Genomic DNA, 23,145 nt, shown 5'->3' on the forward strand with positions numbered 1-23,145 from the left:
TGCTATCAGAAAAGGATCATCTAAAGACGACATCAATGCAAACACGATATACCTGACACCAAAATTCTTCCTTAGAGTGTTCTGAGTAAAGCCATCACTGTTGGTCACTCAATATCTGATGTGTTAACAAGAATAGGACATGGCCACGCAAAGAGAATGGCACTCGCGGCTACCGTTCCGTGTATCCAATCGCTGGACAAAGCCTCTCTTACTATTTGGTGAGGGTTGGACGGGGAATACCCGCTTTCTTCTTGAAAAAGAACCACTGGTATTAGGGCAATCGGTGTCGAGTGCCGAAAAACTTCAACATAAATGCTTTGATCCCCAAGCCGCGTTTGGCTGTCGCGAAGATACTCTGGAGTTCTATAAAGATGAGCAAAGCTGAGGGACCGTGGCGTGGTGACCTTACCCAAAGCCGTGCGCCAGCACTACGGGCTGGGGCCCGATACGCCGCTCACATTGGTCGATTGGAATGGGGTTTTTATCTTGAGTCCCCGCATTCCGGTCGTCACTGACCTGGCTAAACAAATTGCGGTAGAACGCGCTGCAGCGGGTCTGTCGGTTCAAGACCTGTTAAGGACCTGGGACCAAGAACGCTATGGCGCGGATGTCCCGCAATCCGAGGACGCATGATTCCGCCTCTGCGCGTCTTTTTTGATGCTGATGTGATCATTGCGGGCAGCGCGTCCTCGGAAGGGACATCGCATGCCTTGTTGCGATTGTGATGGTGGCTGAGATCGCCAAACAACATCAACGCCGACCCTCAAATGACATTGCAAAGAATAAAACATGCTATTTCAATCCTTATCGGGTTTTTAACGCTGCTATTTAATGTCATTAGGCTAAGAGGATTTTACGTGTCCAACGAAGCAGGAATTCGTCGAATCACCGCTAAATATATGAAAGGAGCAAATGACAGTTCCGGTAAATATTGACAGGAATTGTCATAGCTATCGACGACCATCAAGAATGCTTTGGATCTGTCTTGTTCTCCTTATCAGTGGACAAGATCTGCGAATTGTCTGTGGCTTTTCTACTAGGAGGTTGTTCATGCAGTATTACCAATCGCGGCGATATCGTAAACGCTCTAAGATGTCGACTCTTTTAGGGCTTTCTCTGTTGTTCACAGGGTCGTTCACCTTACTCACCAACCCTGGCGCCAAAGCTTTTTCGCTAAATCACATTCAATATGTACGACTCGCTAATACCAAGCCGGTTTTTGTGTTATCGCATAAGACTTTGTATCACGTCCCTAATCCCGCGACATTTTTTGCGCTAGGGGGTACCTGGTCAAATGTCCAAAGCCTATCCTCATTGAATGGCGACACGTTAGGATTGCCAATGGTGGTGCCTTATCCATCAGGCACACTCCTAAAAACATTTAATGCACCGACAGTCTACCTGGTTGTTCATGGAATACTGCGGCCTATCGCTACGGCTCAGGTTTTCAATCAAATGCATTTAAATTGGAACGCTATTCATGCGATTCCACAGATCATGAGTAATTGGCCTGTCGGCTCTGCGATTACGCGTCCCATGAGCTATTGGCCGTCAGGAGCTGTCCTACGGCAATCGGGGCATCCACAAGTCTACGAAGTAGAAGATGGGACACTCTCCCATATAATTTCTCCGAATCTATTTCACCAATTAGGTTATCATTGGTCTGATGTCAAAGTCGTGTCTCAATTACCCTATCCCATAGGAGCCGCGATGACACAACCCCTTCGCGAATATCCCACGGGGACAATATTACAACTCGATGGACATCGTGCCGTGTATGTCGACGAAGAGGGAACTTTACGCCATATCCCAAATCCCACCATTTTTCATGAATTGGGCTATCATTTTAGCGAAATTCTCCATGTTTCGAACTTGGGCGGAAACACCATGGGCCCGCCTTTGGATTCCACCATCATCCCGGGCGATCCTTCCTCATCGCCGTCACCAAGTCAGCCTCCATCCTCGTCCCCAACCCCGCCTCTCAGTGCATTCTTATCCATGGGATATGGATATTATGCTGACAATGAACCAAATGGACCAAACAACTCATCTTATCTTGATTTGTTAAACCATGCCAATGCCTTATCGGTGATTAACCCCGTATGGTATTTTGTGCAGTCTTCCTCACAGGGAGGATGGATAGTGAACGATTGGACACGTTCTATTCCCACAATAAATGGGGAAAAGAACGTTCAAGTCGTTACGAAAGCTGCCCATAATCAAGGCGTGTTAGTTATGCCTTCGGTAGGAATTTACTATAATCCGTCATCGGGTCCGATTACGACTCCAGCAGAACAAAAACAACTCGTACAGCAACTCGTGACGATTGTCCAAAAAAACGATTATGATGGGCTCACCATCGATTTTGAAAGCCAAGGATCCGGTAATTTGAGCGTGAGTGCCGCGTCAACGCAATATACCCAATTCATTCAACAACTAGGTGCTGCCCTACACGCTATCGGCAAGAAACTAATGATTGCCGTATACGCAAGTCCCTATCCCCACACCATTTATAATTATGCAGCCTTAGCTCCTTATGTGAATTGGATTAATATCATGGCCTATCCAGAACACAACAGTTCCACGCCCCCCGGACCGACTCAGGGCTTTCCTTGGCTTGAAAATATAGTGCAAAACGCATTAGCCACCGGAGTCAATCCCGGGCAAATTATCTTAGGAGTCGCCCCGTATGGTCACTCCTGGACTTATACTAATTCGGGACATACTCCTAACTCCTATGAATCTAATCGGACTATCAAAAACTATATTGATACCCATCATATCGTGCCGTTATGGGATTCAACAGAAAAAGCCATTGTCTTTACCACGGGACCTTTAGCTCAAACGCCTCCGGCCCCCTTATCCTATAATGTTAACCAGTCTTCTCCAGCAGTCGCCAATCTCCAGACCATCTTAAATGTGGTTCTGTTACAATATGCCAGCACGCATCATCTTCCCGCACCGCCTTTGTTGTGGGCCAATGGCTATTATGATTCAGAAACCAGCCGAGCCGTCGCGATGTTTCAACAAGACTTTCACGTCGAAAACGCACAAAGTGGGATATATGATACACAAACGGCACAAGCCCTGGCTCAAGTCATCAGTCAATATCAGATTGGTCAAACCCAATGGTGGGATCAAACCTCCCGATCCTTTGCTGATTTGTTAAAATTAGCCTTACAGGACCATTTGGCTGGAGTCGCTTCCTGGCGGTTGCCGTTTGAAACGACAAATTATTGGAGCACATTAACGTCCCTGACGTCTATTTGGAAGCCATAAAAGGAGAATTTACTGTATGCAGGTTTCTTACCGTTCCGTCCTAATAGGCCTTGGATTTAGTCTCGGTATTGGGCTTTTAGCAGGTTGCGGGCAACAATCGGCCACACCCTCCACTGCCACATTCGGTGCGTCGACCGCAAAGACACCTAGCCCTCCGTCATCAAGGAGTGCGGCACCGGCATCGGCCACGCCAGTGTCCCCTAAACCCAGTCAAGCCTCGGATACGACCACGATGACCATTCCGAGTACGCCCATTCCTCCGCAAGCCGGTGTCTACTCGGAGATGACCATCCAGGTCTCTCACGCGGTTGCAGAAGGACACGCGATGGTCAATGGCCAAAGTGTGAACGTCTACGCCTTAACCGTATCGATTCATAATCCGACTTCGGCGATGATTCCCTTAGCGCTCAATGATTTTAGTGTCGAGCCGCTTCATGCCTCGGCATATACCTATTCATATAATGATGTCATGCATTCGCCATTGACCGCCAGTTCCTCGTTATTTCCGCTACCGGTTGATTCCTCTAGCCCTTCCAGTGTGGTGCGCTACATCCAACCGGGCTCAAACATTAGTGGCACTATTACGGTCATGGTTCCGCCGTCTTCGGCCTATCAAATTGTTTGGGGCGACTCCTCCACGCCCGCTGCAACCTTTTCCGTTTCTTAAGAAGGCAAAGAGGTTAGAGTCCGAACACTGAGATTCAGTGTTCGGACTCTTTTTTGATGGCTCCTGGTCATCCGGGCATCTCACGTACCACTGCCAAATTTCACTATTCAGGACTTCTTCCCCTTTCCTTTGGATTCCCTCCCCATGTGTCCAGCATGCTAAGAACACATCGGCTATACTAAGTGCTAAGAATACAGAGGAGGGATACGATATGGCAGGATTATTAGAGCGGGTCAAGACCATTCTCGGTTCAAAAGCCAATCGCGTGTTGGATTCCGTTGAGGATCCCACCGAGACGATTGAATATTCTTATCAAAAGATGCAAGACGCCCTACAAGAAACTCGGCGGCACATCCTTGAAGTGGCTACGGCTAAGAAACAACTCGAAATGCAAGTCGCCGCCTTGCAACAAAAAGCCAATCAATATGCATTAGATGCCAAAGATGCGGTCCAAGCCGGGCGTGATGACTTGGCCACGCAAGCCTTATCCCTAAAGGCCACAACCGAACAACAAATTCAGGAACTTCAATCGCACATCCAACAGACCCAAGCAGAACAAGATAAACTCACCGCAGCACAACAAAAGCTAGAAACACAAATCGAAACCTTCCGTACCCAAAAAGAAGTGATGAAAGCTCAATATTCTGCAGCTAAGGCGGAAGTCCAAGTTGGAGAAACTGTTCATGGCATTACCCAGCACGCCGAAGATATCTCCGGTGCTCTGCAAAGAGCCCAGGACAAAATTGCTCATATGCAAGCTAAAGCTTCCGCCCTCGACGAATTAGAATCCTCACCCGACCTAAGCGCCTTACCCGAATCCAATAGTGATAGTATTCGCCAACAACTTAATAAGGCAAGCCAAGACTCGGCAGTACAAGAAGAACTCGCGAAATTAAAACAGGAAATGCAACAAACTGCTAAACCCTTAAACCCTTCTTCTGACAACCAGGAAGAACAATGAGATGGAAACCATTCAAAAGGAGCCGCACTATGTGGCTCCTTTTCCGCTGTCAACAGTCTTCCCTTGTCTGATCTTTCCATAGCTCCCATCAGTTATGGAGAGCGCTGGAAAACATTTAACCTGAGGATTAGAGTTTTGACCAAATCTTCTGAGTCTGTTATTTTGGATAAGGTTTAGACTCGAAACCGGTTGTCGTGTCATGCCCCACATTTTTGCCGTCATCATTAGCCCGTACACGACAGCCGTGTCTTTTATGGCGTTTGGGACAGCTTGTGAAGGATTTATAGTATTTTAATCCCACAAGTCTGTGCAGTATCCTAAATATTCTTCCAAAACGACGAATTTTACGGATAAACCCGTAGGAATGGACATCTCGGTGCTGATAAGATCAAGACGCCATTGATGATTGTCGCATTGAGGAGTGAATGCATAATGATAACACTAAAATTTTACAGGAAGATCATCCCAATTGGCAAGACCGTATTATATTACGGGTTATTTGCTTCCATTGTCGCCTCAATCAGCTGACCATTGAACAAGATAGGCCCATTTGGATTCCAAGGAGGTACCCCGATGAGTGAAACCAAGCAAACCACCATTCGTTTTGCTGGCACGATCTACCACCGGTTGGAATTAGCCAGTCAACGCACGGGACTGACCATCAATTCCATCGTCACGGTGGCGTGCCTTGATTGGTTACGACGTCACGAAGAACAATTGTCTTTATGGGAAAAAGGCACAGATCCTCACCACGAAAGCGAATAACGGCGCATAAATTATGTTTATCGCCCTAGTAAGTGACCGACATATTGGAGGGCCGCATGACTACAATGGGAACAATACCCGTGATCATTTATCAAACGTTCGGCTACTTCATTTCGTTTTTTCTCTTGAGCAGGATCCGTAACGTTAGCAGATGTCGTGATTTTAACAATATCTTTGAGATTGGTAAATAATTTGGCCTCAATCGCCGTCTGAAGTCCCGGGTGGGAGCGATAGTCGAAGTGCTGACCACGGCGGGATAAGGTAGAAATACGTATTAAAATCTCTTCGCGAAAAGGACGTTTAGCATTTTCGCTCACCCCAATGTATTCTTCGATGGACCGCATTAACATTTCATCCGGTTCAATTTCCTCATCGGTCAACGGATCCATAATCTTCCTGTGATTCACATAAGCGTCAATGTTATCGAGATACGTGTTTAAGAGCATTTGCGCGGTATCCTCAAAAGAATACATGAAGGCTTTTTGTACCTCAAGGGTGACAAGCTCATCATATTCGCGGCGCACCTCATAAATCAAGTTGAGCAAAGACTCACGGGTTTGTGCAGTGAACCCATTTTGTTGTCCTAGACCATCTTTTAAGGCACGCAATGCATCTAAGGGATTTAGACACGGTACGTGGCTTTTGCCGAGGGCAAGGGACAGACGATTGATAACATATCTCGGTGAAAGACCCGTCATGCCTTCATCAGGCCACTCATCTTTGAGGCTTCGGATATCTGCTTCGGTAAACCCATCGACGAATTGGCCATCATAAAGTTTCAACTTTTTTAACAGGGTCACACCTGACCTTTTGGACTCTTTCAGCCGGGACAGAACGGCAAACATGGAGGCTATCTGCAAAGTGTGAGGAGCAATATGCACCCTACGAAGAGCGGACTCCCGAATTAGCTTGTCGTAAATTTTCACCTCATCGGATACGCGTAAATTATAGGGCATCCGAATTAAAATAATGCGATCACGCAAGGCTTCATTTTTTTTATTTTGGATAAACTGTTGATACTCGGCTTCGTTAGTATGTGAGATCAATACTTCATCAGCATAAATCATGGCATAACGGCCGGTTTTGATTTGTTGCTCTTGAGACAGACTCAGTAAGCCATAGAGAAATTTTTCATCGACTTTGAGCATCTCAATGAATTCCATAAGACCCCGATTGGCAATATTTAATTCGCCATCAAAGCGGTATGCGCGGGGATCTGACTCGGATCCATATTGGCCAATAGTCGCAAAATCGATACTCCCGGTTAATTCAGAGATATCTTGACTTTTGGGATCGCTAGGCGAGAAAGTGCCAATCCCCACCCGATTCATTTCGGAAAGCACAACACGTTCCACCGGAAATTCTTCAATGCTCCCGCGAAATTCTTCCGTTAACCGCTTGCGACAGACCGGGCAGAGTTCTCCTTCAACATAAATGCCGTACTCCTGATAGATATCCTCACGTAGTGTTGGCGGAATTAAATGTAATGGTTCTTCATGCATCGGACAGCCTTCTAATCCATATAGAGCTCCCTGATTGGTCCGTGAATAGCGTTCTAAACCGCGTTTCAATAAGGTGACCACGGTAGATTTTCCTCCACCCACAGGGCCCATAAGCAGCAAAATTCTCTTGCGTACCTCTAAACGTTGAGCGGCCGATTGAAAATATTCGACAAGTTGATCCAATGCCTCTTGCAATCCAAACAATTCCCTTGTAAAAAACCGGTAATGCTTCTGCCCGGTGTCATCCCACTCGATGCCTTGTTCGGCTACCATGTCATAAATACGGGCGTGAGACAATCGACATAACCGGGGATCTTGAATGACTCGTTCAAAATATTCCCGAAAAGTGCCGTGCCAGCTCAACTGCTGTTCTCGCTGTTGATATTCCCGTAATCGTTCCCATAAATCCATGATTTCGCCTCCACTATACTTGCACTAACTCATCAGCCGGGTATTCACCATCCCATCGTATTGCAATATCATCCGGCGTCCTTCGTGAAGCGTTTCCAGAAAAATAGGCCGCCCCCACAACTCGTACACATAGGCTAATGTTCTTTCCGCGTACAGTAAGTCAAGATCTTGCCCGTCATGCTGGTGAACTAAATAGAGTTCGCCCCGGTGATGAAAATCCCCATCTCGTACATGAATAACCGGAATTCCTCCATGAGTCAGACGTTGCAGCAGGTACCGACGAATATCCTTAAAATCGCGTCCAATTTCCCGGGCTATTCCCTGTTCTTTTTCATAAACAAATAATCCGAGCCCTTGTGCAATGTCAGGAGTTAAATAGTTGCGGATCAAGCTCACATCATCATGAATTTGACGAACCACAAAAGCCTCTTGGACCCCTTGGGTACGGACAATCCTTTGAAAAATGGCATAACCTAGTGCATAGGGATTGATTTGGTTTCCCCTCGGTGAAAGAATCTGGGCATGCAAGCGCGCAAAATCCCAGTAATCCGCCTCATCCAAATCCATGTGCTGTATTAAATATTCATGCCATAAGACAGCCCACCCTTCATTGATGATCTTTGTGCGCCTATGCGGCCAGAAATACGTCATTTCCATTGCGATCATCGAAGCAATATCGCGTTGCCAATCTTTCAATACCGGACTATGGCGCGAAATAAAACCCAGAATATCCTCCGGATCAGAATCATGGTGCTGGATGACATGCCTTAAGAACGAAGCACACCCAGGCGAAGACTCGAGGCGTGCCGAAGCAAGCCCTGGCATAAAATACGCAACGTGCTCTGCGATGGATAACACGGCATCTAAGAATCGTTCTACTACGTCAATGCCATAAAGATATTCATAATGGCGTATTCTTCGTGCATGAGCGCGAACCATCATTAAAAGATGTTTTTTATCCGATTGGAACAGAAAATTATTCCCAAAAAAATCAGCGTGACCCATAACGTGGCAATGAACCAAGATATTTTCTAAAGGCGAATTATGCGCCAATACGAATGCATAAGCGGGAAAGGTGTCCAAAACCAGTTCATAAATCTTGCTAAAACCATATTCGTAGGACGTCTTAAGTAATTGGTACTGCTTTCCAAACGACCAATGAGAAAATCGTCCGGGCAACCAATAGGCAGCATATTCATATAAAATCGATGGGGGCACGTCCTCAAAGCATACCGGCAATGGATCGAGCCCGGCACTGCGAGCTAGGTCTTCTATATCTTCATCTGTAGGATAGGAACGTGGCATATCAGCTCTCCTGAGACAACGGAAAAAAATGTTGCAATGTCGGATAGACGTCCTTAAGATGCGACAACATAGCCGTCTTAAAGTGAGAATGTTTAATATGGCGAAATTGATTCATAAGGGTACTCGGATAAGAGCCCTCACGAATTTCCGCATAGCCAAATAAATTAACTCCCGGTAATATTTGCTCGAGATAGTCACGGGCTCGCTGATTATCTGTTTCCGACCAATTGTCTCCATCAGAAAAATGCACGGCATAAATATTCCATTGTTCTGGGGGATATTGTGTTTCTATCACATGCTGACACAATGCATAGGCCGATGAGACCTTTGTCCCGCCACTTTCTCCTAAGGCAAAAAAGTCTTCCTGATCCACCTCCCGGGCCTCTGTGTGATGAACAATAAAAATCTCTTCGACCGATTCATAACGCGTGCGAAGAAATTTCAGCATCCAGGAGGCAAAAGTACGCGCCACTCTTTTTTTTAAATCACCCATAGATCCGGAAATGTCCCGCATGGCGATAACTACCGCATTATGTGTCGGTTCCGATTCCATCTGCCATGTTCTAAATCGTAAATCGTGCGATATCCACGATCCCACTTGGGGCTGCCCTGCTCGAGCATGACGCAAAAGATTTTGCTGCAAACTCCGCCGTTTATCTAAATTGGCTATCAAACCTCGTTCCCGCACATCCTTAAAGCGCGGTTGACACGCGGAACTCGCACGAACAGGCTTAGGTTGTAAGTCAGGTAATCCCAGTTGGCTAAATAAAACGTCATCGATTTCGTCAATGGACACGTCTGCTTCATAATAATCCACTCCTGTCATATCCTGGCCCCCAGGGTGCCCTCCTTGCGGGCGAGGAGCAGACGACATCGTCACCGCATTATCTCCTGGCAATGGAATACTACCCTGACCGACATCGATTCCCCGATAAGGATCAAAGCGAAATCGATATTGTTCCAGCGTTTTGATAGGAACTTTAAGTATTTTGCCACCTTGTGCCGTAATGATATGTTCTTCGGTGATAATTTCAGACAATTGCGCTTTAATGGCCTCACGGAGTCGTCGTTGATGACGAGCTTGGTCCAACGCACCTTGACGCTCCAAATCCCAGTCAGTATGGAAAGACTGCAAACTCATTAACGCCTCCTTGACCGGTTAGGTAGTAAGTATCCTATGCCTCACCTAGAAGTCCATGACAGCCACTGTAAAAATATTTCTAGAGCACATCTTGCCGAACAAGAGATCTGTGACCCCAATCAAAATCAATGCTGCTACCGTGCCAATATCTTGGCTTGGAAAAGCAAACGGAAGAAACATCAGTTCTTGAAACCTCACAGCAAGCGTCCCACAATGTAAACATAAGCACATTCCATGGGCAAAACGTGAGGGACTGATGATGTGTATTTTCTGCCAAATAATAAACGGCGAAACAGCATGCCACGCAATCTTTGAAGACGACACGACTTTAGCAATTCTGGACGTTCGACCTTAATCCAGGGCATATATTAGTGATTCCAAAAGAACACGTACATCACATTTACGAATTAAGCGACCGGAATTATTGGGGACGGCGTCCTTCCGGTGCATATTCTTACCAAAACGCTGTCAAGTACGATTCCACGAGAAAGTTTCCGAAACCGACCATGAGCAACGCCAATCCCGCCCACACAACAGCATAATGCCGTAAAAGATCACATAACGTGGCGCTACTATACTGAGAACTGACCAGGCAATGCACCATGGACTCTCGTGTCCGTGCTTGGTGCCATCCAGAGCGCCACGGGACCAAAAAGCCGGTCGCAGACATCGGCTACACTGTATAATACAAAAATCAGCATCATATTGCGTTTCATTGCCTGTTCCCCCATGCACAAATTATAACAATGCCTTCTGCAGAGGATCAGGGAGATTCACGACATTCGACAGGGTTGCCAATAAAGATGACCTCCTGGCCGGCCTTCATCTTTCGATCTTAACGCCCCCATAGAGCATACAGGATACCTCCAGTTACGAATCGACGAAAAATGCGCCCGTGCCATTCGTGTTAATAAAAGGAAAAAATAGAGAGAGGGATAATCCGCGGGCGGAATGGCAACAATCAAATTTTCAGTTGAGAAAACATCTATTCTTTTTTGGTATTTTAAGTTATGTATATCGGATAGCAAAAACAAATTTTTCTTACAAAAAAAACACGAAATTGAGATTACCCGGAAGAATTTTCTGTTAGAGAAATTTTCGTGATGGCCTTCTTCTATGAATTTGTGCACGGTATGCTTGTGGTCTTGCTTAGTTACGGACCAGCCAATAACACGTAAAATCATTCGGATTCCATCTATTCTATTGCCATTAAAGTGGTGTCACTCAAGGGGGATGGACGATGCGCAAAAGACAACGATGGACCATAGGAATTTCTCTTAGCATCATTGTACTTGTGCTCATTACATTATCACTAATTTCTCTACCCATAGCATCCGGCCCCATTGGTGCTGAACTCCGGGCTTATCACGCTGGTTCTTTTATGGAAGGGTATGAAGGATGGACCGACCGACCCGTAACATTTGAAGGATATCCCATTCTCAATCGCACGGGTTTGCCTGAAACGGTGTTATCCGTGGTACCGACTAACATTCCACCCCATACTATTGTGAAAAGCGGCGTCGCTCCAATTCCTCCTGCACAAGGTGTCGCCTTTGGATGGAAACCTATGTACTGGACATCATTACCCCATTCTTTCGACAGCCAACGCGGGGCAAATGGCTGGACTCCCACATTAGGACTTGAGGCAACGCGGCCTGGGGTATACATTGTTGACGGCTTGTTGGTCCGATATCGCTGGAATCACAACACCTACACCGTGTATTTACCTGATCAATTTATGCTATGTGCAGGCAGTCAGCAACGCGGAACATGTCCAACCCATGTTGCTCTCCCTCCGGTTACATGGAAAATCAGCTTGTGGTCACGATTGACCCAAATCTTGTCTCGGTTTTAAAGAGTGCTAAATAATCATTTTGGATAGTTTTAATGAGCTTTAAATATTTCCCAAAGTTTAAACATAATTCCTAATATTCTATGCACTACAATACCTATAAGAATCCGAGACGTGAATTTCAAAATTAAACAGCAAATTTTTTAAGTCGCCTCAATTATTCTCACTAGCCTGGTGATATACTATGATTAGTGAATTGTTGGAGGTATACATACGATGGGGTCACCTTAACCGCGAAAGTTCAAGTCTATCCGACCCCAAAAGAGACCGTGTTGCTCCAGAAAATCCTCGACGCGTTTCGCAAAGGATGCCATTTCATCTCGGAAATTGTATATGCAACGCGCCACGTCCAGCATCCGATTCTGCACGCGGATACTTATCGTCCCTTGCGATCCCAGATGGGCCAATCGGTGATCAAAACCGTCATTGCTCGCTACAAAAGCGTTCTGGCCAACGGGCACTCGTGGACGCGGGTTCAGTTCACGAAACCGGCGCTCGATCTCGTCTAGAATCGCAACTATTCCCTGAAGGCCAGCGGATTCTCCCTCAATACGCTCGGAAGCCCGGTGGAGATGGCCTCAGCATATCTTAATGGCCGTCATATTTTCCGGCAGTTTGCTTCTTGTCGGCTGTTTTGACCACATTGCCATCCCTTCGAGGATCTCTAGACCGCCTCATCTGTCCCCGCGGTTAAAACCCATACAACTGAATTGTCGCTCAAATCCTCACCAACATCAGGTTCGGCATCGAGTCCTCCTGGTCCTTCATAATCTTTAAGTCGCTATGCATGTTTAATTCGTCATCCTTTTCTAAAGAGGATTTGGACAGACTGAATGATTAGGTACGATATGGGATTTCCCATCCTCCGGACAATCTCAACCATCACTCTCTCACCACTTAATTCCGCCCATGTTACGGCCTTCTTCTGTTCATGACAAGGTCGTAACCCTGACTCAACGGGGATGCACGGGGCGATTCGCCCGGGGAGTTGTTAGTTCCGCCACGGATCACGTATCGCCGTCTTGTTCCCCTCCGGGGAACGCCAAGGCGTAGTCCGGCTGAACCCCGGCACGTTGCTGGCGGGATAAGCTCTGGCGAGTCCGGAGAACCACTCCAGGGCCTCACGATCCATGGACGCAATCAGGGCGGTCCTCCATAATCTCCCCCTTTAGGGTGGCGAGGTACAACTATATCTGGAAACGAGGTGCATCTCCAAATCCCAATTGAAGCTTTACGCCGAAGGCGATTCATCCATAAACACCTTATGATACTCAGACATCGTAATGCGGACTTCCCTTGCTTTAGCCCCGTCTGACGGCCCAATATAACCACGTTCCTCCATGGCGTCTATTAATCGCGCGGCCCGTGTATAGCCGACGCGAAGGCGACGTTGAAGCATTGAGGTGGAAGCCTGTCCACTTTCGACGACAATTTTGACCGCCTCGGGGAATAATGGATCGGTCTCTTGCACAAGAGGCCTGGCAGTGTCTCCTGTTTCCTGAAATTCGACGGGTTCAACAGATGCTTGCGGTTGAGCATGATCGATAACAAAAGACACAATTTCTTCGATTTCTTTTTCACGAATAAAAGCTCCCTGGATACGTTGTGGTTTGGCTGCGCCTACCGGGTGAAAAAGCATATCACCCCGTCCCAACAGCTTTTCCGCACCCGCCGCATCTAAAATCGTGCGTGAATCCACTTGGCTGGATACAGCAAAAGCAATACGCGAAGGAATATTGGCTTTGATGGTTCCCGTGATAACGTCCACGGAAGGGCGTTGCGTCGCAACGACCAAGTGAATGCCCGCTGCACGGGCCATTTGCGCTAAGCGCGCAATGGATTCTTCCACATCTTGAGGAGCGACCATCATCAGGTCTGCTAATTCATCGATAATCACCACAATTAATGGGAGTCGTTCTTCAGCTGTTTGGTTATAACGGCTAACATCGCGCACTCCCGCGTCCGCAAACAAGCGGTATCGCCGTTCCATTTCTGCCACGGCCCAGCGTAGTGCTCCGGCCGCTTTTTTGGGCTCGGTGACCACAGGACTCAACAAATGGGGAATGCCATTATATATTGATAATTCCACAACTTTAGGGTCAATCAATAACAGCCGGACTACGTCAGGACTCGCGCGAAATAAGAGACTTGTAATCAACACGTTAATCAAAACACTTTTGCCTGATCCCGTGGCACCAGCGACCAATAAATGGGGCATCTGATCTAGCCCTGTGACAATAGGAGCCCCGGCGACGTCCCGCCCTAAGCCAACCGACAGAGGAGAAGGCGACTGGGCAAACTGGTCACTTTCTAACACTTCTCGTAACAAAACGGGGGTCACTTCATCATTTGGCACCTCAATGCCAATTGCAGACTTGCCAGGAATCGGGGCCTCAATGCGCACACCCGTAGCGGCTAATGATAAGGCAATATCATCCGCTAAATTCACAATCCGGGACACTTTGACTCCGGGAGGCGGAATGATTTCAAATCGCGTGATTGTCGGCCCCTGACTCACCTCACCCAAAGTCACATCGATGCCAAATTGTCGCAACGCATTCACCAAAATATCTGCCCGCTCCTTGGCACTTTGCCCTCGCCGGCCTCCTTTATGAAGATCTGGAGCGGCTAGCAAGCTCAGTGGCGGCGGCAAGTAATTCATGGCATAAACGGGAGCTATCGTTTTGGGCACACTGGCCATCGCCGGTGTATCAGGGATGGTATCGTCTTTTCCGGGAAGATCATCAAAAATATTGCGTGACGATCCGCGAATATCTGGTGAGTTCTGTGGCTTTTCTAGTGGCACCTGGCTTCTCGAACCCGGTCTCGTTTTCGGTGCCGTGGTCTTGGAAACAGGCACAGGGCTTTCTTCTTCTGGAGGATAAATCCAGTCACGAAGCGCCGAATAAACGGCGTAAATGACGCGATAAACAATTTCCAATAATCCACGAAGAAATCGGGCCACTCCTGTCCCCAAGGTTAATGCACTGGCGCCCGTATAGAGCATCAAACCTATGACCAGTAACACCACGGACAACAAGAACGTTCCCCCTGGGGCAATAGCTTGCGCGAGTTTGTCTTCAAGCCATGTGGACATAAAACCCGCGATAGGCTTGTCTACCATAGGCATTAAAATAAAAAGACCTAAAAACATTAACACGGCGCCCCAGCCGCGCCGGTGACCAGTAAAAGATGGCCGACCTAATAAACGCAAAGCCCCCGCAACGAGAACAAAGGCCGGAATCAACCATCCAAGCACGCCAAAGCTAAACGTCAACCCGTGTGCCAAATCCCGCGTTAGTCGGCCCGAATGCGGAAATATCAATGATAAATAGCCCAACAATCCCAAGGCTACCAACAGGATGCCGCCAATCTCACGACGCATGTCCTTGGAAATTTGTTTGAGCACGGAAAACATTCAAAATCCTCCTAACCAAAAAGTCACGACCCCTAAAATTAACGTATACCACCCAAACTGCCGCCATAATCGCGTGGTCGCGAGCGCATGCTTAACCCATTCTATCGCAAAAATCCCGCTTATGGCAGCCATTCCCATACCGAAAACAATAGCCCAGTTCGATCCCCCAGAAAGGAGTTGGTTTCCTGGAATCAAGATGAGTACACTAGCGCCCAAAGTCACAGGAATGGCCATATAAAAAGAAAAACGAGCTGCTTCTTGCGGCGCCAAACCTAAGACCCGTCCCGCAAAAATTGTCGTACCAGAACGGGATAACCCTGGCCATAACGCCACACTTTGAGCCAGACCGATCACTAAGGCACTTCCCCATGTCAGGTTTGTAATAACTTTGTCGCCACGCGTGGCTGGCGGCGTGAGCCATAATGCAGCCGTTGTCATCAACCATCCCGCACCCACTGCCAAAGGAAAGAACCACTGACTAATCCACTCTTCAAGAACATAACCTATCACAACAGCCGGAACCGTGGCGATGATGACTAGTGCCATCGTGCGCCGCGCCCACATTTGCTTGTCGATCAGTCCCTGAAGAAGGTTCAGTAAATCATTCCGGTATCCTGCAAAAATCGCTAATAAGGTGCCTATATGCAAAGCCACTTCCATTTCAGCTCCGTGAGACGATAAGCCAAAGAAAACTCGTAAAACGATGAGATGACCTGAAGAACTTATGGGCAAAAACTCGGTGAGTCCTTGTACTAACCCCAGGATCATAATCCGCCACACGCCTGTCTCCTCCTCCCTTGTAATGGCCTATCGGAAGCGAGACAAAAATATGACGTATGGCGGAAAATTTTTTTACTCAATCGAAATTCTAAGAATGCTGGAAAGCTCCATATTTTTTCGTTGTTACATATTTGTCAAAATAAAATAGTCGCGACAATGCGGTTAGGTTGAAACCGGTTGTCTAAAAAGTCTTGCGGATCGGTGGATAGTAGCCGTTCTAGCCGCACATAACCGTCGGCATCGCGGCGTACGAGACAAAGTCTCCCATCAATCCACCATTCGCCCATCCACGGAGTCTCTGTTTGAGAAGAAAAAATGTCTTCCATCGCCAACGGCGTATATAACATCGAAGTTAGTGAACCTCCCGTTTTTCTGGTTTCTCGGTGCCGTCCTTATCATCTTTTTTCTCGGTGCGTGCCTTACGGACCGACCGGGAACTTTTTGCATCAATAAGCATGTTAAGATGCCGAAGAGCCTGATCGATTCCTCCTACTTCATCGATTAGTCCGGCATCTACAGCATCTTTGCCAACCAAAACAGTGCCAATATCCCGGGCCAATTCACCTGTGCGAAACATAAGTTCCCGGAAATGGCTCTCTGAAATGTGCGAATGGTTGGTGACGAAATTCACCACCCGATCTTGCATTTTGTCCAAATACTCATAGGTTTGTGGTACTCCAATTACCAACCCATTCATGCGAATAGGATGAATCGTCATGGTCGCGGTTGGAGCAATAAAACTATAGGTCGTAGCCACCGACACCGGCACGCCAATGGAATGCCCACCCCCTAAAACCAAAGACACCGACGGCTTAGAGAGGCTGGCAATCATCTCCGCCAGCGCTAGACCAGCTTCCACATCACCGCCGACCGTGTTTAAAATCAAGAGAAGACCTTTGATATCCTTGCTTTCTTCAATAGCGACCAATTGCGGGATCACATGTTCATATTTTGTGGTCTTATTTTGCGAAGGCAAAACGACATGTCCTTCAATTTGGCCAATGATCACCATAGTATGGATTCGAGACTTGGCTGTAGGAACTTTGGTCGTACCCAGTTCCTGAATATTTTCAGCGGGATTTTGTCGTTTTTTCTTGGCCGGTTCTGTCACCTGCGGTTCCTCTGACTCATCACTAACCTGATAACTGGAATGTCGCAATCGCATTACCCTCCTTCATTCCTAGTGTTTGACAAACCAAGACTTTCATACGGCCCCACAACTCTTTTCCGTATCACATGTTTTCTTGTGCATTCTGAAAAATAGAATCCAATGAAAAACACCCTTTTTGCAATTTTGTATGTACATTGGCGCTCTGTCACGCTAAGATGCATACGGAGGAATTTTTCAGTCCTACAGTCTAGAACTGTCTTTGAAATCTTCTTAGGCCTTCAAATGCCTGCACCAATCATGTAATCGCCATTACCATGCTCCCTGTTAACGAGACGGAAAATATGATTCGACCCTGAAAGATGTTTGCACGAGATTCAAAAAGACTTCCGGCCAAAGCTCACTTACCCACCGCACTCTCATCATCTCCCCTCTTGAATCGCCTGGGTAACCTCTACGCCAAAGAGCCAGGAATCGTGTTGGTGACGACACATCTCGTCCGGCTACACGGTACCGGGACCGCACGCCTCTTATTTGGCAGACGGGACGAGGACGGGCCGTTTGTCAATCAGGCTCTGATGGACCGGATGTTAAAATCACAGTTAAGCCTGGAAAGGTTTTGGGAATTGTGGCAGAGCGCAGTCCTAAACGTCATCTTTTAGACCGAGGAGATTGACTCGTCCCTGTCGATCATCGCACTGAGCAAAACGGCATCTTTCTCAATCCAATACGGGTAACCAAATTTCCTCGCACGTAGGGATAGATCCCCACCGACAACATATCTTGTACTAAAGAGGTGGCAAAGATGCGCTGGGCAACCTTGACACAAATTTGGCCCGATATTATCCAATATGTGACAAAACTCATTCGCGTCGGCGTTCCCCCGTATTTCCTCGCATTAGGCGTTACTTTAGGAGGCGGTTTGCTTGGTGCTTTAGGACTGTGGATGGCAGGAAAAGGAGCCCAAGATCCCGCTAACACCGCTTATCGTATACGCATCTGGGCCGTCGCCATCGCTATTGGTGGAACACTGACGGCATTGGAAAATCTGGAACGGGGATTGTCTGCGCGAGCCATTCCAGCTATCTTGCGTGATGGCTTGGCTATTACTATGGCCTATCTCGGAGCACAAAGTGGATATTGGCTATTAAGCCAGCTTGGAAAGCCATGAAAATTCTACGATTAGGGCATTGGTCCGCATTCACATTAGGCCTTTTAACGGGACTGTCTTTGATGCAAGGCGTTACCGCCCAAGAAAGGATGCGGACGACATCCGCCTTGGAAAAATGGCATATGGAAGCAAATTATTGGAAGAAGGAAGCAAGCCAATTAAAAAATGAGTTAGGGGCCATCAATCGCAAATCGGAAACGCAACTTTATATCCAAGATATTGCTGTGCAGATTGTTAAGAGTCCGGTACCCAAAGACCAAGTGATTGAAGCAATGGCACCTTATACCCAAGCGCTTCTGGGGCTGTCATTGCAATATCTGAAGTTACCCGTAATTTATCATTTATTCAACAACCGGATTATTGTCATTGGAACGCGTCTGTATCAAATTCGAGTGCACGCCTTATTATTGGGTCCCCATACCGAATTAATCATTTCGGTATCTCCTGATCCTTCCGCGCAGTCCTTATAACTCCCCTTCGTCAAGCTAGATTCAATACGCGAGCTCTTTTTTGCTTCTACGACGTCTGACGAGGTACCTAACCGGTGCGAGATGAGTGCCCATTGACCGGGGGATGTGCGAAGTCGGCAGCGACAGGTAAAAGCCTATAGGATGAATCCCCAGGTTCCATAAGGGAAAAAACCCTGGGGATTTAAGAAAAATGATAGAGCCATAGCGAAAAGATTCTGATAGTCCTAGACTTCCATGATAATTGGCAAGATCATAGGACGTCGTTTGGTCCGGTCCCATAAAAACCGTCCTAATGTATCTCGCACCAGGGCCTTAATGGCAGACCATTCACTGAGATTGCCACCTTCCATCGCCGTTAAAGCAGATTTGACCCGGGCACGGGCTTCATCCAAGAGGGCCTCGGATTCTCTCACATACACAAATCCGCGGGAAACAATGTCAGGTCCCGACACAAGAAGACCGGATTGGGCATCCATGCCTACGACCACAATTAATATGCCATCGTTGGATAATTGTTTGCGGTCACGCAAGACAATGTTGCCAACATCACCCACACCAAACCCGTCAACCAGCACTTTGCCGGCGGGAACTTGCCCCACTATTTGAGCCGAATCTTTCGTTAACTCAAACACCGTTCCATTTTCCCCAATAAGGACATGAGATGGGTCAATACCTACTTCCCTCGCGAGTTGCGCATGATGCACAAGATGACGATACTCTCCATGTACCGGAATGAAGAATTTTGGTTTGACCAGGTTCAACATGAGTTTCAACTCTTCTTGGCAAGCATGACCGGATACATGAATTCCAATATTGGGCCCATAATACACTTCGGCTCCGAGACGGTATAAGTTATTCACGGTTCGTGCAACCATTTTCTCATTACCAGGGATGGCCGTCGCTGAAATAATCACCGTATCCCCAGACATGATTTCAACCTTTTTGTGGTCTGAGGTCGACATTCGGGTCAAAGCCGACATGGGTTCTCCTTGGGACCCCGTGGTCAAAATTAACGTTTTGTTGGCCGGTTGTTTTAAGATGTTATCTAAGGACATCCATGTGCCTTCAGGAAAGTCGAGATAATGAAGTTCGGTCGCTTTTTGCACGACATTTTCCATACTGCGACCAACAACAGCTACATGCCGGCCATGACGCACGGCGGATTCGACAACTTGCTGAATACGGTGAACCTGCGACGCGAACGACGATACCAACACACGCCCCGTCGCTTGCTCAATAATCCGATCCAAGGTCTTCCCCACCGTTTTTTCAGAAGGCGTATATCCCGGTCTCTCCGCATTGGTACTGTCCGCTAATAACAATAACACCCCTTCCGAACCCACTTGCGCCAATTTATGAAAGTCCGCAACGTGGCCATCGACGGGGGTGTGGTCGAACTTGAAGTCGCCGGTATGAACAATCGTACCGACCGGATTTCGAATAATGAGACCGGTCGCATCCGGAATTGAATGGTTAACACGGAAAAATTCGACGGAAAAGCTTCCGACGCGAATGGTGTCTCCAGGGTCAACGGGATGCGATTTAGGATGGAGACTAATTTGGTGTTCTTGTAATTTCATTTCCACGATGCCTAAGGTCAACCGCGTGCCATAAATCGGCACTTGAATCTGTTTCAAGAAATAAGGGATTCCGCCAATATGGTCTTCATGGCCGTGTGTTAAGAAAATCGCACGAACACGGTCTTTGTTTTCGAGTAAATACGTGATATCGGGTAATACCAGATCAATTCCGGGCATATCAGGTTCTGGAAATGCTAATCCGCAGTCGATTAAAATGATGTCATTGCCATAAACGACAGCAGATAAATTTTTCCCAATTTCACCTAATCCCCCTAGGGGAATAAATTGTAATTTTCCGGGTCCTGGGCGTGCCAGTTTCCCCACCTCCTATTTTTCCGCACACGGAGCACATCAAAATGCCCCTAGCCGTCCGGCTAGGGACTTATGCCAGGGGCAATTTGATTTGAGGCGGCGGTATTGGCCCCCGTCCCGTCCTGTGCCAACCCGCTCACACCTATTTACCACCGAGCACTAAGTCGTTACCAATAGTATAACTCGGTAACAGCCCTGCATGCAATCGCTGATAATCAATTTCACTGACCTTCGGTCTGCTCCAAGACAAGATATTCTCTTCAATCCTCACGGATTAAGCTTGTGCGGTCTTTCTGGACGAAAGAGACGACAAGTGCTTTGCTTGGGTATAGGCTGACCACACCGGCGCAAAAATGCTATCATCAGGCATTATCAAAGGAGAGCGGACCACAGGACGTATGAAATGTAACTGCGATAAAAGCCACTTTAAAGGAAGCGGATTAGACACCACGAATAAAGCTTTAAACAGAGGCCACAATTGATCATGAAGACTTTGTGCTCCCTGAATATCCCCCCGCAGAAAACGTTCTGTCATCTCTCTCATTTCCTTGCCCACGACATGAGAGGCTACTGAGACGACTCCATGGATTCCCACCGCCAATGAGGGAAAATACAAGCCGTCATCTCCAGAGTAAATGGGAACGTCAGGGGATAAGCCTGTCCGCAGCCGCATAATTTGGTCCAGCGAACCGGATGCTTCTTTGACGGCAAACGGGACAGCGACTTGTTGGCTAATCGCGATAATGGTATTTGCATCGACCATGCTAGCCGTTCGTCCCGGCACATTATAAAGCATCATCGGACAGCTTACGTGCTGAGATACGTTGATATAATGCGCAAGCAGTCCGTCTGGCGTCGGCTTATTGTAATAAGGCGATACCAATAAAATGCCATCCGCTCCCCACGATGCAGCTTCCACGGACAGTTCAATCGTCGTTCGCGTGTCATTAGTTCCTGTCCCAATCCATACAGGAATGTCAAAATGTACGGCCTCCCTCACCGCGTTGTAAAGCGTTTTGCGTTCTGCGGCCGTTAAACTAAATGCTTCTCCCGTTGATCCCGCCAAAATCAAACCGCCGGACCCGTTGTCCCGAAGGTATCGGGCTAGTCCGGCGGCAGCCTCTGTGTCAATCTCTCCCTCGTCAGTGAAAGGGGTCACCATTGCCGTAAAAATTCGTGGCCATATCATGTTTTTGGCACCTCCTCGTCCAAATGAAATTGTTTGTGTAAAGCTGCCACCGCCTTTTCCATATTGCGGCGGTGTAGCAACAGCGTAATGGTGGAATGTGAATCGGCCGATTGCAATATTTCAATCTGAGACTGTGCCATGGCAGCCATCACGCGGCCAACAACTCCTGGCAATCCTTGAATCGCTGAACCAACAATGGAAACCTTAGCGCGGTCATCATATGCTTCATAGCCAAACCCAATATCCTTTAGGGTCTGCTCGGTAATCTGAGTTTTCTCAGGGGGAACACAAAAGTAAACTTGGTCAGGAAACAAATTGATCAAATCCACCGAGACTCCGTTTTCCCCTAATGACATAAATAGATGATATGCCCAATCTTTGTGCATAGCTGAAGGCGGTGTGACCCGAAATTGCATCAAATGATCTAATTGGGTAATACCCGTCACAGCATGATCGGGATCGCGATGTCCCCACGGATCTAAGGTTCCCTGTCCCGGAGCGATAAGTGTTCCCTGGGATTCAGAAAACGTCGACCGAACGCGAATAGGCACGGCAAATTGCCGTCCAATCTCCACAGCTCGGGGATGAATGACCCGCGCACCTAAGTTAGCCAGCTGAAAAATTTCATCATAATCCAATTGTGAAATCGTCCGGGCGTCAGGAACAATTCGCGGATCAGCGGTTTTAATACCGTCAACATCAGTGAAAATGTCAACAACTGCAGCATGCAGGGCCGCGCCAAGTGCCACGGCAGTGGTATCCGACCCCCCTCGTCCTAACGTGGTCACTTCTCCATCCACAGTCCGCCCTTGAAAACCTGCTACCACAGGAACAATGCCGTCTTCCAGAAGATTCTGCAAGACTTTAGGCTGCACCTCCAAAATTCGAGCATCGCCAAAATTATTGTCAGTAATAATGCCCGCTTCTCCACCGGTCAAGACTTTCACAGGAATGTCTTGACGACGGAGATGAGAAGCTAGAACGACAGCACTAATAATTTCCCCACAGGACAACAACAAGTCGCGTTCCGGGGCTGGGGTGAGATCTGCCTCGGTGATTAAGTCGAGCAACGTGTCTGTCGCATAGGGGTCTCCGCGTCGTCCCATGGCTGATACGACCACCACAACCTGGTCGCCCGCTGCAATCGCTTTGACTACCCATTTGGCGACCACATCGCGGCGGCTGGCATCACGAACTGATGTCCCACCGAATTTCTGTATAACGATTGCCACAC

Annotated in this window: 21 protein-coding genes; 10 read left to right on the forward strand and 11 right to left on the reverse strand. The window is 47.6% G+C overall.

Annotated features, from left to right (window positions below; translation table 11 throughout):
* Positions 1–139 precede the first annotated feature (139 nt).
* The 6 genes from AOA63_RS19310 to AOA63_RS06825 all read left to right on the forward strand — a co-directional run bounded on the left by AOA63_RS19310 (position 140) and on the right by AOA63_RS06825 (position 5,672).
* Positions 140–385 carry a hypothetical protein gene (locus tag AOA63_RS19310; RefSeq protein ID WP_139061513.1) on the forward strand — a complete coding sequence of 82 codons (246 nt, stop codon included), beginning with the start codon at positions 140–142 and terminating at the stop codon, positions 383–385.
* A gap of 11 nt (positions 386–396) precedes the next feature.
* Positions 397–633 (forward strand): AbrB/MazE/SpoVT family DNA-binding domain-containing protein, encoded by a 237-nt coding sequence (locus AOA63_RS06805; protein WP_053958996.1) that lies wholly within the window; start codon positions 397–399, stop codon positions 631–633.
* Between the two features lie 417 nt (positions 634–1,050).
* Positions 1,051–3,279: a glycosyl hydrolase family 18 protein gene (locus AOA63_RS06810; protein WP_053958997.1), complete on the forward strand. Its 2,229-nt coding sequence runs from the start codon at positions 1,051–1,053 to the stop codon at positions 3,277–3,279.
* 16 nt (positions 3,280–3,295) lie between these two features.
* A complete protein-coding gene (locus AOA63_RS06815; RefSeq protein WP_053958998.1) occupies positions 3,296–3,946 on the forward strand; it encodes a hypothetical protein in 651 nt (216 codons plus the stop codon).
* 211 nt (positions 3,947–4,157) lie between these two features.
* Positions 4,158–4,907 (forward strand): PspA/IM30 family protein, encoded by a 750-nt coding sequence (locus AOA63_RS06820; RefSeq protein ID WP_053958999.1) that lies wholly within the window; start codon positions 4,158–4,160, stop codon positions 4,905–4,907.
* Between the two features lie 573 nt (positions 4,908–5,480).
* Positions 5,481–5,672: a hypothetical protein gene (locus AOA63_RS06825; protein WP_053959000.1), complete on the forward strand. Its 192-nt coding sequence runs from the start codon at positions 5,481–5,483 to the stop codon at positions 5,670–5,672.
* A 17-nt stretch (positions 5,673–5,689) separates the two neighbouring features.
* Here the strand turns inward: AOA63_RS06825 and AOA63_RS06830 are convergent, their stop codons facing one another.
* The 4 genes from AOA63_RS06830 to AOA63_RS06845 form a co-directional block, all read right to left on the reverse strand.
* The gene (locus AOA63_RS06830) at positions 5,690–7,585 is read right to left on the reverse strand and encodes a PrkA family serine protein kinase (protein WP_053959001.1); all 1,896 of its coding nucleotides are present in this window, start codon (positions 7,583–7,585) and stop codon (positions 5,690–5,692) included.
* A 24-nt stretch (positions 7,586–7,609) separates the two neighbouring features.
* Positions 7,610–8,890: a SpoVR family protein gene (locus tag AOA63_RS06835; protein WP_053959002.1), complete on the reverse strand. Its 1,281-nt coding sequence runs from the start codon at positions 8,888–8,890 to the stop codon at positions 7,610–7,612.
* A 1-nt stretch (position 8,891) separates the two neighbouring features.
* A complete protein-coding gene (locus tag AOA63_RS06840) occupies positions 8,892–10,031 on the reverse strand; it encodes a YeaH/YhbH family protein (protein WP_053959003.1) in 1,140 nt (379 codons plus the stop codon).
* A gap of 454 nt (positions 10,032–10,485) precedes the next feature.
* Positions 10,486–10,701, reverse strand: coding sequence for a hypothetical protein (locus AOA63_RS06845; RefSeq protein ID WP_053959004.1), 216 nt, complete (start codon positions 10,699–10,701; stop codon positions 10,486–10,488).
* A 570-nt stretch (positions 10,702–11,271) separates the two neighbouring features.
* Between AOA63_RS06845 and AOA63_RS06850 the strand changes: the two genes are divergently transcribed.
* Complete coding sequence (locus AOA63_RS06850; protein WP_053959005.1) at positions 11,272–11,886, forward strand: hypothetical protein; 615 nt, start codon at positions 11,272–11,274, stop codon at positions 11,884–11,886.
* 1,228 nt (positions 11,887–13,114) lie between these two features.
* On the opposite strand, the gene AOA63_RS06860 is transcribed toward AOA63_RS06850, so the two are convergent.
* The 4 genes from AOA63_RS06860 to AOA63_RS06875 all read right to left on the reverse strand — a co-directional run bounded on the left by AOA63_RS06860 (position 13,115) and on the right by AOA63_RS06875 (position 17,192).
* Positions 13,115–15,301: an FtsK/SpoIIIE family DNA translocase gene (locus AOA63_RS06860; protein ID WP_053959007.1), complete on the reverse strand. Its 2,187-nt coding sequence runs from the start codon at positions 15,299–15,301 to the stop codon at positions 13,115–13,117.
* Positions 15,302–16,081, reverse strand: a complete 780-nt coding sequence (locus AOA63_RS06865; RefSeq protein WP_053959008.1) for an undecaprenyl-diphosphate phosphatase — start codon at positions 16,079–16,081, stop codon at positions 15,302–15,304.
* A gap of 134 nt (positions 16,082–16,215) precedes the next feature.
* Positions 16,216–16,428 carry a YlzJ-like family protein gene (locus AOA63_RS06870; RefSeq protein WP_053959009.1) on the reverse strand — a complete coding sequence of 71 codons (213 nt, stop codon included), beginning with the start codon at positions 16,426–16,428 and terminating at the stop codon, positions 16,216–16,218.
* A gap of 5 nt (positions 16,429–16,433) precedes the next feature.
* Positions 16,434–17,192 (reverse strand): ClpP family protease, encoded by a 759-nt coding sequence (locus AOA63_RS06875; RefSeq protein WP_242848370.1) that lies wholly within the window; start codon positions 17,190–17,192, stop codon positions 16,434–16,436.
* 359 nt (positions 17,193–17,551) lie between these two features.
* On the opposite strand from AOA63_RS06875, the gene AOA63_RS19315 reads away from it, so the two are divergent.
* From AOA63_RS19315 to AOA63_RS06890, 3 genes are all read left to right on the forward strand, one after another.
* Complete coding sequence (locus AOA63_RS19315) at positions 17,552–17,851, forward strand: hypothetical protein (protein ID WP_139061514.1); 300 nt, start codon at positions 17,552–17,554, stop codon at positions 17,849–17,851.
* Positions 17,852–17,994: 143 nt separating this feature from the next.
* Positions 17,995–18,360, forward strand: coding sequence for a YtrH family sporulation protein (locus AOA63_RS06885; protein WP_171822640.1), 366 nt, complete (start codon positions 17,995–17,997; stop codon positions 18,358–18,360).
* Entirely contained in the window at positions 18,357–18,830 is a 474-nt protein-coding gene (locus tag AOA63_RS06890; protein ID WP_053959012.1) for a hypothetical protein, read from the forward strand. Before AOA63_RS06885 ends, AOA63_RS06890 begins: the two co-directional genes overlap by 4 nt.
* A gap of 224 nt (positions 18,831–19,054) precedes the next feature.
* Here AOA63_RS06890 and AOA63_RS06895 read toward each other — a convergent pair whose 3' ends face one another.
* The 3 genes from AOA63_RS06895 to dapG all read right to left on the reverse strand — a co-directional run bounded on the left by AOA63_RS06895 (position 19,055) and on the right by dapG (position 23,143).
* Positions 19,055–20,734, reverse strand: coding sequence for a ribonuclease J (locus AOA63_RS06895; protein WP_053959013.1), 1,680 nt, complete (start codon positions 20,732–20,734; stop codon positions 19,055–19,057).
* Positions 20,735–20,996: 262 nt separating this feature from the next.
* On the reverse strand, positions 20,997–21,911 hold the full coding sequence (dapA, locus tag AOA63_RS06900) for a 4-hydroxy-tetrahydrodipicolinate synthase (protein ID WP_053959014.1): 915 nt from the start codon (positions 21,909–21,911) through the stop codon (positions 20,997–20,999).
* Positions 21,908–23,143: an aspartate kinase gene (gene dapG / locus AOA63_RS06905; protein ID WP_053959015.1), complete on the reverse strand. Its 1,236-nt coding sequence runs from the start codon at positions 23,141–23,143 to the stop codon at positions 21,908–21,910. The genes dapA and dapG overlap by 4 nt, the downstream gene beginning before the upstream one ends.
* Positions 23,144–23,145 lie beyond the last annotated feature (2 nt).

This window comes from Sulfobacillus thermosulfidooxidans, from assembly GCF_001280565.1.
GTDB classification, from domain to species: Bacteria; Bacillota; Sulfobacillia; order Sulfobacillales; family Sulfobacillaceae; genus Sulfobacillus; species Sulfobacillus thermosulfidooxidans_A.